The 13525-nt window shown below is 34.2% G+C and carries 17 protein-coding genes and 1 pseudogene; 13 read left to right on the forward strand and 5 right to left on the reverse strand.

What is annotated here, in order from left to right; translation table 11 throughout:
* The first annotated feature begins 14 nt into the window (after positions 1-14).
* From ACI6MV_RS12715 to ACI6MV_RS12755, 9 genes are all read left to right on the forward strand, one after another.
* A complete protein-coding gene (locus ACI6MV_RS12715) occupies positions 15-368 on the forward strand; it encodes a hypothetical protein (RefSeq protein ID WP_407270678.1) in 354 nt (117 codons plus the stop codon).
* Complete coding sequence (locus ACI6MV_RS12720; RefSeq protein ID WP_407270679.1) at positions 358-1311, forward strand: hypothetical protein; 954 nt, start codon at positions 358-360, stop codon at positions 1309-1311. The genes ACI6MV_RS12715 and ACI6MV_RS12720 overlap by 11 nt, the downstream gene beginning before the upstream one ends.
* Positions 1311-2009, forward strand: coding sequence for an ABC transporter ATP-binding protein (locus ACI6MV_RS12725; protein ID WP_407270680.1), 699 nt, complete (start codon positions 1311-1313; stop codon positions 2007-2009). The genes ACI6MV_RS12720 and ACI6MV_RS12725 overlap by 1 nt, the downstream gene beginning before the upstream one ends.
* Entirely contained in the window at positions 1996-2673 is a 678-nt protein-coding gene (locus ACI6MV_RS12730) for a heme exporter protein CcmB (RefSeq protein WP_407270681.1), read from the forward strand. Before ACI6MV_RS12725 ends, ACI6MV_RS12730 begins: the two co-directional genes overlap by 14 nt.
* 1 nt (position 2674) lies before the next feature.
* Positions 2675-3376 carry a cytochrome c biogenesis protein gene (locus tag ACI6MV_RS12735; protein WP_407270682.1) on the forward strand — a complete coding sequence of 234 codons (702 nt, stop codon included), beginning with the start codon at positions 2675-2677 and terminating at the stop codon, positions 3374-3376.
* 5 nt (positions 3377-3381) lie between these two features.
* Complete coding sequence (locus tag ACI6MV_RS12740; RefSeq protein ID WP_407270683.1) at positions 3382-3498, forward strand: CcmD family protein; 117 nt, start codon at positions 3382-3384, stop codon at positions 3496-3498.
* A gap of 40 nt (positions 3499-3538) precedes the next feature.
* Positions 3539-4060, forward strand: coding sequence for a TlpA family protein disulfide reductase (locus ACI6MV_RS12745; protein WP_407270684.1), 522 nt, complete (start codon positions 3539-3541; stop codon positions 4058-4060).
* A gap of 45 nt (positions 4061-4105) precedes the next feature.
* On the forward strand, positions 4106-4810 hold the full coding sequence (locus tag ACI6MV_RS12750) for a hypothetical protein (protein ID WP_407270685.1): 705 nt from the start codon (positions 4106-4108) through the stop codon (positions 4808-4810).
* 85 nt (positions 4811-4895) lie between these two features.
* Positions 4896-6758 carry a copper resistance CopC/CopD family protein gene (locus ACI6MV_RS12755; RefSeq protein ID WP_407270686.1) on the forward strand — a complete coding sequence of 621 codons (1863 nt, stop codon included), beginning with the start codon at positions 4896-4898 and terminating at the stop codon, positions 6756-6758.
* A 128-nt stretch (positions 6759-6886) separates the two neighbouring features.
* Here the strand turns inward: ACI6MV_RS12755 and ACI6MV_RS12760 are convergent, their stop codons facing one another.
* The 3 genes from ACI6MV_RS12760 to ACI6MV_RS12770 all read right to left on the reverse strand — a co-directional run bounded on the left by ACI6MV_RS12760 (position 6887) and on the right by ACI6MV_RS12770 (position 9613).
* Positions 6887-7402, reverse strand: coding sequence for a hypothetical protein (locus tag ACI6MV_RS12760; protein WP_407270687.1), 516 nt, complete (start codon positions 7400-7402; stop codon positions 6887-6889).
* Between the two features lie 10 nt (positions 7403-7412).
* Positions 7413-8183 carry a hypothetical protein gene (locus ACI6MV_RS12765; protein WP_407270688.1) on the reverse strand — a complete coding sequence of 257 codons (771 nt, stop codon included), beginning with the start codon at positions 8181-8183 and terminating at the stop codon, positions 7413-7415.
* 188 nt (positions 8184-8371) lie between these two features.
* Positions 8372-9613, reverse strand: coding sequence for a hypothetical protein (locus ACI6MV_RS12770; RefSeq protein WP_407270689.1), 1242 nt, complete (start codon positions 9611-9613; stop codon positions 8372-8374).
* Positions 9614-9948: 335 nt separating this feature from the next.
* Here ACI6MV_RS12770 and ACI6MV_RS12775 point away from each other — a divergent pair, with 335 nt between their 5' ends.
* The 3 genes from ACI6MV_RS12775 to ACI6MV_RS12785 all read left to right on the forward strand — a co-directional run bounded on the left by ACI6MV_RS12775 (position 9949) and on the right by ACI6MV_RS12785 (position 11097).
* Positions 9949-10251, forward strand: coding sequence for a hypothetical protein (locus tag ACI6MV_RS12775; protein WP_407270690.1), 303 nt, complete (start codon positions 9949-9951; stop codon positions 10249-10251).
* An 84-nt stretch (positions 10252-10335) separates the two neighbouring features.
* On the forward strand, positions 10336-10659 hold the full coding sequence (locus ACI6MV_RS12780; RefSeq protein ID WP_407270691.1) for a hypothetical protein: 324 nt from the start codon (positions 10336-10338) through the stop codon (positions 10657-10659).
* A 180-nt stretch (positions 10660-10839) separates the two neighbouring features.
* Complete coding sequence (locus ACI6MV_RS12785) at positions 10840-11097, forward strand: hypothetical protein (protein WP_407270692.1); 258 nt, start codon at positions 10840-10842, stop codon at positions 11095-11097.
* Between the two features lie 104 nt (positions 11098-11201).
* Here the strand turns inward: ACI6MV_RS12785 and ACI6MV_RS12790 are convergent.
* Positions 11202-11789 (reverse strand): annotated as a pseudogene (locus ACI6MV_RS12790) (YdhK family protein).
* Between the two features lie 203 nt (positions 11790-11992).
* Between ACI6MV_RS12790 and copZ the strand changes: the two are divergent.
* Positions 11993-12208, forward strand: coding sequence for a copper chaperone CopZ (copZ, locus tag ACI6MV_RS12795; RefSeq protein ID WP_407270693.1), 216 nt, complete (start codon positions 11993-11995; stop codon positions 12206-12208).
* Between the two features lie 46 nt (positions 12209-12254).
* Here copZ and ACI6MV_RS12800 read toward each other — a convergent pair whose 3' ends face one another.
* On the reverse strand, positions 12255-13079 hold the full coding sequence (locus ACI6MV_RS12800; RefSeq protein ID WP_407270694.1) for a tyrosine-type recombinase/integrase: 825 nt from the start codon (positions 13077-13079) through the stop codon (positions 12255-12257).
* Between the last annotated feature and the right edge of the window lie 446 nt (positions 13080-13525).

Below are 13525 nucleotides of genomic sequence, written 5' to 3' on the forward strand. Positions count from 1 at the left end.
GAGGGATAGGGATTATGTCAACACTAGTTATTATCGTCATAGGGTTATTCATACTAATGACACTGCTTTCTCCCTTTTTTTTGAGAAAATCAGAACATCAGAGTGCAATAGAACAAGAGAACGATGGACAAGAGAAAGAACACATTTTTTCCCAGTTGGCTGATCTGGAGTATGACTACCAAATGGGAAAATTGTCTGAAAGTGATTTTAACAAAACGAAAGCAGAATTAACTGTTAAAGCTGCAAGGTTTGTACAATCGAGTGGAAGTAAATTAGAACAGGTTTCATATAGGGTAGATAATGAGATTGATCGTGCATTAGATAAACAAGGATTGGAGCCTAAAAAGGAGGGTGCTTATGAAAGGTAAACAAACCTCTTATGTTCTAGTCGTTATAACCATGCTGATGCTATTTATTTCGCCCATCCAATCGTTTGCAGACGGAAAATATCCAGTGCGAATTACAAATCAAAGTATGGTCGTATTTCCAATAGACGAAACTACAGTCCAAGTTGTTCAAAGTATGTATTTTGAAAATAGGGGGACGGAAAAAGAAAAGCAATTACCAGTCTATCTTCCTGAAAACTATGCTGATCTGGAGCTGGGTGAAGGGATGATAGAAGGAAATATTGAAGAAACAAAAAAGGGAATCGTCGATATAACTGGACTTGCTGGTGGTAAGGAAAAACAACTCGTTGTTACTTATAAAATGCCGATGTTTAATAGTATTTCTCAATGGGCGATTGAACAATCTTATGTTACGGAACAAATCCAAGTGGTCATCCAACCCGGTGTTCTATCATTTACAGCAAATGACTTAATGACACAGTCTGACTTATTCGAAATGAATGGACGTGAGTTTCGCCGCTTTACGCGTGTAGACGCTCATCCTGATGAGCCATGGAACCTTTCTTTTCGATTATTGAGCACATCTAATCAAGAGGGGCAAGAGGAAACGATTGCTACGACAGAGGTAGGTGCAAAGTATACGGAAGATGGTCTGAAGATTATTGGCGGAGAAGGTTTTGGTTATGGAAAAGCTCTTTTTACCATTGTTATTATCATCATAGCACTTGCTGCTGCATTAATCGGGTTAAAACGGGATCTACTTAAAACAACGGGTAACCACCGAAAAGTAAAAAGATCGTGGCTCGTGGATGAAAAGAAAATGTTGCTCCAAGAAATCGTACAGCTGGAAAAAGACTACCGCACCGACTTAATTACAGACAGTAGGTATGATACAACAAAAACAAAAATTCGTGAGCATCTTATAAGAATTACAATGGAACTAGAACAGGAGTCTCATGGATAATGAAATTACAAGATGTCAATCTAATATTTAATGAAAAGGATGTACTTCGATTGATTGACTTGCACTGGCGGCAAGGGGAGACTATTGCTTTAATGGGTGCCAATGGAGCGGGAAAGTCTTCCTTGTTAAAAGTGTTGGGTAACTTAGTCAAACCAAGTTCGGGTAAAATGGAATATCCGAATGGTTCTATACAAAAATGGAAAGATTCACTAGGAATCGTGTTTCCAGATACTTTTTTATATGACTCTTTAACTGCATGGGAAAACCTAGACTTTTATCAAAAATTATATGGCAGAATCGATAAAGCGAGAGTAGCACAAGTTCTAAAACAAGTGGAGTTATCTCATGTACAACACGAGCTTGTTAGCTCCTATTCAAAAGGCATGAAACAACGTCTATCTATAGCAAGAGCACTTGTTCACTACCCAACCCATTTACTTTTAGATGAACCTTTTGACGGCCTTGATTTTGAATCAAAAAAGATTTTTGAGCAACTGTTATTGCAAATGCAAACAAAGGGTACAGGCTATATTTTAGTTAGTCATGACAGTGAACATGCGTGGAAGTTATGTGATCGGGCAATTCTTATGCATAAAGGTAAAATTGTATTAGAAGAAAAGTGTACGAAAGAGGCCTATGTTGATTTTATAAAACGGTACATGCTGATCGTTAGGGAGAACCATCATGACATTTATTAAACAGGTTAGTTTAATTTTAGTTCGAGATTTACGGATTGAGTTCAGAAGTAAATCCCTGCTTTTGTCGATGGTTATCTTTGCACTGCTTTTCCAAGTGTTCCTTCAAATTGTCTTTAATGCTAAGACACAGGCTATCCAAATGATTGCACCAGGTATTTTGTGGTTGCCAGTATTGTTGTCAGCTATGCTAGGGTTCAATAAATATGGCTCTGCGGAAAAAGAAAACGGGGCGTTAGCGGGATTATTAATGTCTCCTATTGATAAAGGGGCACTATTCTTAGGAAAACTAATTGGAAATTATATTTTGGTTTTTATTGTCATTGTCACGTCCGTTCCTGTTTTCTTTTTATTTTTAAAACAGCCATTTCCTGCTTCCATTGGACTGCTTATCACTACCCTTTTATTAGGTAGTTGGGGGTTCGTTGCAATAGGTGTGTTTTTTACTACATTGGCACAGTCCAGTAGTATTACAGAGCTACTTGTTCCGATTATGATTTTTCCATTGGCAGTCCCATTATTTTTAGCTGTTGTGCAGTTAACGGAAATAGCATTATATCCATCCCTCGGAATGGGAGAAGACTTATGGCTATTACTATTAGTCGGATATAATCTTATTTTTACCGTTACTCCTTTATTCTTATTTGATCTATTGCTGGAGGTTTAGGATGATACAAAAATATTTAAATCCATTGAAAATGACTTTAACTGTAATAACAGGAATTTTAATACCCATTCAATTGTATATGTCGTTTCTGTATGCCCCAACAGAGAAATTTATGGGTCATATCCAACGAATAATGTATTTTCACGTTCCAAGTGCATTTGTTGCTTTTGCAGCATTCGGGATTGTTTTTGTAGCAGGAATCATGTATTTATACACAAAAAATAAAAAATGGGATCACCTTGCCCTATCGTCAGCAGAGATTGGGGTTGTATTTACCACCTTTGTCCTTATTTCTGGTTCTCTGTGGGCGAGACCGGTATGGAACGCATGGTGGGTCTGGGATGACCCGCGTTTAGTTACCTCTTTAATCTTATGGTTTATGTATATTGCTTATTTGATGATTCGAACATCTGTAAAGGGAGACGAACGTCTTCGAAAGTTTGCTGCTATTTTTGGAATTATCGGCTTTATCGATGTACCTCTCGTTTATTTTTCTGTCAAATGGTGGAGAACGATACATCCTAAAGTGATTGACGAACAAGGGGTTCACATGCCTCCTGAGATGGCACAAACGTTATTTTTTAGTGTCATTGCGTTTTTCTTTCTTTTTGTTACTATCCTGTTTTATCGATTCACGCTTGAGACCCAAAAAGAAAAAATAACCAAATGGAAAAACAATTCTCTGCTAGAAAGAAAGGAGTAAAGATAATGACTTATTTATTTGTGGGAGTATTGATATTGTGGGCAGGGATATTAACCTATATGGGACGATTGTTTAGTCAACAAAAAAAGGTTTCACGCCAGTTAGAAAATCTAAAACAATAGCTACTTATATGTGTCGGAGAATAAGAAGGGAGGAGAAGAATTGGTTCGAAAACTTATTAGAATAACTACCCTAATTCTTATCCTAGCAGGATTTGCTTATGCAGCAATTAGTTTAGGGAAAAATTCAACAGCTGCAGAAGTAGGAGACCCAGCACCGGACTTTACCTTAGAAGATATGGACGGAAACATGATTAGTCTATCTGATTATAGAGGAACGTTTGTTGTTCTAAACTTTTTTGCATCCTGGTGTCCGCCTTGTAGAGAAGAAGCACCGGAACTACAAGTCTTTGAAGAACAGCATGGGGACCAAGCAAAATTATTGATTCTTGATCGAGCAGAACCAAAGGTAAATGTACAAGAATTTATCGATGAATTTAATTCTACGTCTACCTATCTTCTTGATTATAACGATTCCATGGCGAAACCGTATGGTGTAAGAGGGCAGCCAGAAACTTTTTTCATTGATGAGGAAGGAATTATTCGATATCACCATATTGGTCCAATGACTACGGAATTTATGGTCGATACGGTCAACATGTATAGAAAGACACCTTTAAAATGATTAGAAATAGTTTGATTTCGTTAGATACAATGAATGAGGTATATCATGAATGTAGACTTGTATAATCAACTGATTGGACAGTTTAAGTTAATTACTGAACCGTTATGGGAGTTATATGGCTCCTATAATGGTTATTCAGGCTTTCCCATTTTAGGAACCATTTTATTAGGTTTGATCGGAAGTACATACCCTAGTCAAATCGCGTATCATCTTGGTGCGATTACATATATAACCAGTCAAATGAGATATAAATCTAACTGGCTAGATACAGTGATAAGCTTTTTTATGGGTAAGTTAGCAGGTGTTTATCTTATTATAGGCATTTATCTCTGGTCAGAAGGGGATTGGTTAGAAGCATTTTTAAACGGGATAAGAAATTTAAGTATACCATTATATCTATTGTTAAGTATTTCTTTTTTTAAGGCTACAAATAGAACGAAATCTTTGTCTTTTTATAAGGGATTTTTAATTAGTTTCATGTTATCTCTTATTATGGATCCAAAAGTATTTTCGATTATAAATTTGTTCACACCCTGGATACTTAACGAATCGTTATTTTTGGGATGGATTCTACCCTTTCTCTATGTATTTGCATCATTTGTTCCAATTTTTATTTTTAGTATTTTAGGGTACGGATTTAATTTAGACATTTTCTTAAAGAAAAATTCTACAAAAAAACAAATGCATTACTTTTTCGGGTTTGCATTAATTATTTTAGCATTCAATCAATTATTTCTTTATTGGTTCTAATAGTCATTGAATAAAAAGGAGTGAGATTTACATGAATATGCTACGGATAGGAAAGACCCTATCCCCACTAATAATGCTACTTACAATGATTTTTGTTTATAGTTCACCAGTACAAGCACATTCATCATTAAAGGACACGTTCCCTAAAGGAAATGAGGTTCTTAAAGAAGCACCTTCTAACATCGAAGTTTGGTTTCAAGATCCAGTAGTCATTCACACGGATTCTATAAAAATAGAAGATTCAAATGGCAATCAAGTCTCTATAACAAAAAATAAACTAGATTCCACAGACGCTAGACATATCATAACCAAGTTAAAAGAAGAGTTAGATCCCGGAAAATACACGGTAAAGATCAATGTAATTGCTCAGGATGGGTTTGTCATTGAAGAGGATTTTAGATTCACCGTTGAAGGGTCAGTAAAGTCGGAATCTAAGGAATTAAAATTAGTAAAATCAAATATATCTGATGGGGAAATTCATAGGGGCTCTCCAAAACAAATAGAGCTATGGTTCAATCAACCTGCCGAAGTAACAGCATTTGGTATCTTTGATGACAACCACCGACCTGTTGGAACAAAAGAATCTGAGATTGATCCCAATAACCCGCAACATATAACTATTCCAATTTCGGAAAAGCTTTCTTCTGGATCATATCAGATAACTTGGTATGCGGCTCCGGTTAATAAAGGCGGGCAGACAATACAAAGTGACAGAGTAGGTGTTTATTATTTTGCTGTTGATGAGTTCTCATCAATGACACCAATTGGAAATAATAACAGTTCCATTGATTGGAATACATTTAATTTTTCTTTTGGACTTAAACAAATAGCATATTGGTTCACGTTTATTGGTTTAACAGTTTTGTTCGGAATATCATGGTTTTATTCCATTGTCATGAGAAACCGTATGGAACAAACTAGACATAACAAAGTAAATTTACTATTTTATTTTTTGAGTTTAATAGGGATAGTATTACTAATCATTCACCATAGACTAGACCTTTCTGAGTTGTCGATAAAAGAATTCCTATCAATAAAATTTTCATGGATTCCCATTGTTCAACTAGTCCTCATTACCATTGGGATGTGGATTAAAAAAATGCGCCCATTCTTATTGGGTTTGGCATTAATATTGTGGCCATTTATCATTGGTCACGCTTCTTATCCACGTTACGGTGGTTATATTACGATGGTTGTGACGTCACTACATGTTGTTGCTGTTGGGATATGGATGGGAGGGCTGTTTGCCTTAATTGCAAAGCCAAAACACCAAGATGCCGGGGAGTGGTTTAAGAATGTAGGGCCTGCATTCTCTAAATGGGCTTTGGTTAGTGTAATAGTAATCATATTTTCAGGTATTTGGATGACGGTTGAATTCCTTCCATCGTTTTCTATTAAAAGTCTAGTAGAAAGTGAATGGGGTAGGTCCTTACTGATTAAAACAGTGCTGTTTTTATTACTAGTCATTATAGGGTATATTCAAAGAAAAACGGTTAAAAAGCTTGGGTCAAAATTAGCTCCCTCCTTTTTTAAAAGAGTTAGAACAGAAATTATATATGGTGTAATCATTTTCTTTTTTGCGGCTACTTTAGTTGCGGCTAACCCCAGTACAGCTGAACAAGGGGTTTATAAAGAAACAACAAAACAACAAGAATTGGATTTGAGTGTGGAAATTACCCCTTTAGAAATGGGCTTAAATACGATTACTTTAGATTTCAAGAATGATCCTAAAATTCGTAATGTAAAAGTAGAACTAAGTATGCCACCAGACTGGAGAATCGAAAACAATGCGTTTAAAGTAGAGAAAGGAGTATATAAATTAACCGGAAATCTACTTCATGCGGCGGGAACGACGAACATGAAGGTGAAGGTTCTTATGGAAAGTGGGGAAGAAATGCAAACCCCTTATAGGATTGTTGTACCTGGTGAAGTAAGGTTTAATGAGTAATATCCGGAAGTGGTTCATTATTATTTGTTTGGTCAGAATGGTATTTATTTTTAATAGTTAAGAGCAACCTGAAACAGCCTCAGCTAGTGCAAAGGGCTGATTCAGGTTGCTTTAAAGTTTCAAGATTATTAAAAAGGTAAATCGCCGTATAGCATATCCTCAATCTCCTGAGGATCCTTAATTCTATTGATTAGATAATCTAAACTAATATCCACTTTTGAAGACGTTTCAATGGCTTTGATTAAATGCGTACAATCTGTTATAAGTTTATCTGTATCGGTATTCACATTTTTAAACTCTCTTATTATATGACGTATTAGTGAATCGTATGATTCAAAATAGGTGAATGCATTATCTCCTTTTCTGAATTTGTAACATTCCTTCATGTAATTCCATTCTACTAGACAGTAAATATTCTTAGTTTCGATGTTAACTTCAAAATTAAATCTATTATCATATTTGCAAGTGTGTTTTCTAATAGAAAATGGCTCTGGAAATATATCTTCAATTGTGTCCATAACTATTGCTTCAACTTCTGGAACCGTTATGTTATTGAAAAATTCATAGTACCCAAATTGAGTATATAGATAATGTGTATCAATATACTTTTCCAATAATTTACCATCAGTTATTTTAATATCCAAATTAAAATAATCAATAATATCTGCAATCCTTGACTGCAGTATTTACTTTATAAGAACCATCTTTAGAGTCAAAACGTTTTGCCCTGTTTTCTGGGTTTAGCAACTCAACCTCAGTAAAAGAGGTAAATAACACTCCCTCACTATTCGAGGTAGTTTTGTAATAGTGATGTTGAAATTTTCTCATTTCCTTGCAGAACTGGGTGTACGCTCCATAATCTGCAATCCCCCATGACTCCTCTAAAAGGAACATTGTCAAATCGTAAAAGTATGTAAAGCCGTACTTTGAATTATTAAAAACTATATGAATACCTTTCCCATTCTCATTCCATGAAAAAATATAATTGAATGCAATCTTGTCATTATATACGTAAAAACTATAGGAATGGCATAAACTATTGTGTTTTCTATCATGTAAAATAGTGGAAATATCACTATTTTCTTCTTCTTTCCTTAAATAATCCTCGAAACTAATGCCGCTGTCATAATGAAAATTAATGTACGTATTATGGTAATTTAGCAATCTAAGAATATTTAAGATAACATTCTCTATACCTTTTTCGTTAATCTCTCCTAGGTTTTCTTTAGAAAGGACCAAATGAGGGGAGGGGAATACATTTGGTGAATTCTCCTTTTCACTTTTATAAAGCCAATCTCCATCTAACCAAAATACAATCTCTCCACTCTGGATTTCTAAAAGAAGTTGTTTTAATTCCTCAATCCTCTCTAAAGTTACCATCCAGTCGTTTTTGCTTAATTTTTGTTTTTCTGCATGATTTGTCATAATCATCTACCTCCTTTAAATTTGTGGTAGGCTAATTATAAATAGTGTTGTGATGGATTGTTTTAATCATTATGGTAATGCCCTACAATTTATTTATAAAACAAAACAGTTATTGAATCAAATCTATAGAATACTAATTTTATTTTTTGCAGCTATGCACCGCTGCTATCTAGATTTTTACTAATCTCCTAGAATGGTAAATCGTCACTCCACAATTTCCACTGTTCATAATTTGAAATAAATTTAACCAGATCTTTGTATTCACTAGTATCATTAGAGTCTTTACATATTGCATAAGCCAGTTTTTCAATTTTGTTATAGTAAAAATCTTTTTTATCATTACCTTTTGTTTCGTTGGTAATTGATAGAAGATACTTAATTAATGATTCAGTATTACTGAAGTATTTACACTCCTCATTAAATGCATTGGCTTTAAAGCATTCTTCCGAATAATTCCATTCAATAAGGTAATCTTTGGCTAGAGAAATTTTATAACTATTTGTATATATGCATTTCTCTTTCATTATTTCAAATGGTTCTAAAGGATTATCCTCTATATGCATTAACATAATATACGCAAGGGCTTCATTATCATCATTCTCATATCCGTAAATACGATCGTGCAAGAAAAATATAACCCTCATATCAATATACTTTTCTACATTGACGTTTTGTGGAATAGGAATATCTAAAGAAAAATGGCTAATGAAATCGGATATTTTTGAATAATTTCCATGTCGTTCCCAAGGATACTCATTTTTGACCATGATTTCCTTAGTAGGTCTTAAAATGGGCGATATAGAATCAGTTATTGAATTGCAATAATAATCTTCAAACTTCTTTATTTCTTCCCAAAATAAAGGGAAAGACCGGAAATCATGAGGCAACTTTTTCGACAGGTCAAAAAGATAGTTGATTATATGTCTAATATCTTTAGCGAATCCAATTGTCCCATCACCTAGTTTAATTAGCAAATAACGATTAGAACTTTCCCACATTATTGTGCATTTAAAATCAAGTTTTCTGCAGGCAAACACAAAATGGTAGGAATGTAATTGATTTATGAATAAACCGTTCTGTAAAAAACTATTGCTATCAGTATTTTTCCTTTTTAAAGGATATTTACGAACACCTTGATCTTTTAAAGGGTGATCTAAACCAAAAATTAAATGACATATACTGTAGAGCGAACTGTCAATTGTATCTTGGCTAATATGGCGAAGGTCATTCTTTGTAAGAATATACAAGGGTTCTCCGTTATCCCTGCTTGGTTCATTTCCTTTACTACAAGTCCATGAACCGTCTGACCATAATCTAACCTCTTCGGTTGTTTTTGACAACAATGCTTTTTTAAGTTCCTTTACCTGCTTCAACGTACAAATCCAATTATTACTACACTTTTCATCAAAACTTCTTTTTTCTTTTATCAAATGAATCAACCTCCTTAATGTATGTGGTAGGCTGATTATTATTGTTATTCTGATGGGATATTTTAATCGTTTTAGTAATGACCTACAAACTATTTATAAAACAAATAATAATGTGAATCAAATCTATAGAGCTCTTTTTTTGATCTGTTTTTGCAGCTATACAAACTTTTATAGTAATAGAGCATGTTAGTTTCGGCCTATATAATCATATTAAAATTTTCATAACGTTGATTTTAGGGGCAATTTAACCGTAAATATTAGTGCGTTTAACAGGTTTTACCGTTCTCGTATGGAATATCATCATGATAAAATTCCATACGAAAGAGGGAGAGGAAATGAACAAAAAAACAGAAGCAAGAATTGTCTATACTGATGATAGTATGGTTTTGGCACAGAGTGACCAGTATTATGTTTCGGTAGTAAAAGTTAACAATTTCATAAGTGACAGTAATTATGTAGTAATTGTTAATGAGGAAGACCTACAAGGTGAGCAAAGGGATGTTATATTGCAAAGGTTTCTCAATACCGGCCACCTTGCTAGATTTCTATTATCTGTGGTCCCGGAATACTTTGTGGAGAAAAAAATTATTAAAGAAACCTATGATGCCATTCAGGTGTTAATTGCCAGAAAAGATTGAGGTTTGGTTCCTAGAAACAAGGGATTCGGCTTGGTAAATATAAGTTAATAGTGTAGATAATTTACTCTAGAAAGGGAGATTTACATGGATAAGTATAAAGATCGAGTACTACAAGAAGACAATTTGGTTTATTCATTTTTCGGTGATTACAACATTGTCATTTCTAAGGAAACTGGTTATGGATGGATGGGGAAAAGTTCATCTGAGCCACTCTTTTATGTCATGATAGAAAAAGATATGGGAGCAGAACGACAACAAGTATTACACTTAAGGGTTTTTACAACTATTGGATTAACAGTGAAATATCTATCCTCAATTTTATCGGATTATGTATTTGATGAAAGACTTGTAGAGAGTATAATAAGTACAACAAACCGATTAGCGTTTGAAAAGATAAGTAAGGGATAATCCCTTGCTTATTTTTTGGGTTATGAGTGACAGTGAGCTACAGCATCTTAAGATGTTTCTTTCCCGCTAAAAGCATGTAAACATGATAAAACGATCTAGATATTTAACAAGATTTATGACTATTGACAAAGGAAAAGTTACTTAAATGTTTAATTGTTCATGTGGAAAGGGGGAATCTACATGAATAATGATTTTATATGGCAAGACGACATTGATTTTCGCGGTATTGTTGTTCGACTAGCAATTTTAAAGTTTGATGATAGTGATAAATATGGTGCTTGTATTGCACAAATGTTTGAAGATGAGTTTGTTATGGTGGAAGCAGCGATTTTTAATGATTTTCTTGATGCTAAAATTTTTCTTTTAGAAAATGTTATTAAAGGTAACTTGATTAAATTGGAAAGCATAAAGGATACTATAAAAGTGCTTCAGCAATAGACTGATATGAAAGGAAATTAGTATGGGTAACGGGAATATTTAATAAATAAAGGGCTGTCTTGTCAATTAAAGACAGCCCTAAGTTATGGGTGAAACACTTGAACTTATTCGACAGGAGATAACTCACTTTCTGTTACCCATTTATGATTTGTCACCTTTTCACCGCCAGTTGTTGGCATATAATCTCACATATATATTGTAGTTTCTTTGGCTGAATCAATTTCTGAAGTTGCACCGTCCATTCCCTCCATATGGGTTGCATCTATTGTTACTTCTGTACCGGGTTCTAATGGTTCTTCGCCAGCTTCTGCAATTTTTTCATGGATGACCCATTTATGATTTTTAACTCTTTCTCCACCATTTGTTGGGGTGTAAGAAACGGTATAGACTGTGGTATTATATGCGCCTACAATAGTTGCTTCAGCACCTTTCATACCTTTCATGTGATCTGAGGTTATAATCGCTTTACGTCCAACTTCATAGGTTGGATTTTTAGCAACTGTTAGATTTTCAGGAACCTCCCCTGACCCAGAATGATCCATCTCCATATGTTCATCTGAACCAGATTCCATTTCCATTTCCGTATCTTGATTTTCTTCTGGAGTAGTTTCATCATTATTTCCAGAACACGCTGATAACGTAAATGCTGCGATTACAGAAACCATTCCAACCATTATTTTTTTACCTTTCATCTTTATGCTCCTTTCATTCTGCATTTCATGAATAATCTACCCCAAAAGTATGCAAATTTTTTGCAGTGTTTATGACATCTTTATTAAATATTATTTCTCAATTAATTATTTTTTAGATAACCTTACTACATGCAAAGTTTCTTGATAAATTATCTGTATACTAGTGGAAACTGTCTAAGAGGGTGGCAAAATGCACTTTATGCATGGATATGGTTCATATTGGCCAATTAGATGTAAAAGGTATGACTTGTGGCCATTGTAAAATGTCTGTTAATGGCGCACTTACAGATTTAGATGGTGTAAGTAATGTAGAAGTAAACCTAGAAACTGGTAAAGTTGAAGTGACCTATGACGAGAACAAAGTAGATACTGAAAAATTGAAAGAAGCAGTAGAAGATCAAGGATATGATGTTGCTTAATACAATTAAGATAGGAGCTTGGAATGAATCCAAGCTCCTTATTTTTTTAATCTGATAACCACAATTTTGACACCGCTTCTTCTTTATCCTCTTCATTTGGGGCAGAGTATCTGATTACCATATCAGCGTTTGCATGCCCAGATAATGACTGTACTAGACTAAAGTCTTCACCATTGCGTACTAGTTTTGTGATAAAGGTGTGACGCAATGAATGTACATTTATTTCATATTTTTCAAAAATATGTTGAACTGTACGTTCTGATAATCTTATATTTCGATTGGATAGAAACAATGCCTCAATTGAATCATCCCTTGTTTCTAGGTACTTTGTTATCGCTCTTCGTACTTCCGATGATAAAGGAAGTTGTCGTTCATTGTTCCCTTTACCAAAACGAACTGTTAAGTTTCCTTTTCTTTCACTAATATCAATATCATTACGATTCAGATTGATAAGTTCATTGAGCCTAATCCCGGTATTAATTAAAATCTGTGCAATTGCGAAATTTCTTTCGCTACCGGATCGATCAATTTCCCTGATGATTTTGTTAACCTCATTCCTCGAAAGTGCTTTTGGTGCCTGATTTAGAATGTTAGGTGGGGTAATGACTGAGATATCCTCAATAGCATCTTCTTTTTTCGCCCAGCGACTAAAATGTTTTATTGCACTCCAATTTTTATTTATTGTTGTAGCTGAGTAACCTTTGCTTACTAGGTAATCAATGTACTGTTGAACGTCAGTTCGAGAATATTCTTCTAAATCTGTACCTGCACCATTTAGCCATTCATCAAACTTTGACAGACAAAACATGTAAGTTTTGATTGTTTGTTTAGATTTTCCCCTAAGTCCTTCTGAATGATTTGCGTCTAACATAAAATCACCTCATTTTAGAGTTAAATAATTCCACGACAAAATTTTCTTGAGTTAATGGTCACTTTTAGGGCCTTATCAAATAAAAATAAAGCCAACTATTGCGTAGAATAGTAGTTCCACGACATTTTTCCACGACATCACCAACCTTTCTTTAGTAGAGTTTTTTCATCATCATGATTCAATTTTAGAAGTCAAAATCCTGTAAAAAGTAAACTTATCTCATAAAATACTTACCCTAAAAATTTGAAAAGAAATTACAGGTCAAATATTATGTAGCTGTAACCATTGAAGATATAGTTAAGGGGAGTTGATAATAAGACCAATTAGAGAATTTTATTACACTATTTTTTATAACAACATGCTCCTCCTTTTGAGAGGAGGGATAAGATGGTTAAAGAGAAATGTATTTTAGAGGAAAAAGTAAATGTTTGCTTGGATCATGAAGG

The sequence above is a fragment of the Radiobacillus sp. PE A8.2 genome, from assembly GCF_045635475.1.
GTDB lineage: Bacteria > Bacillota > Bacilli > Bacillales > Amphibacillaceae > JBJGXI01.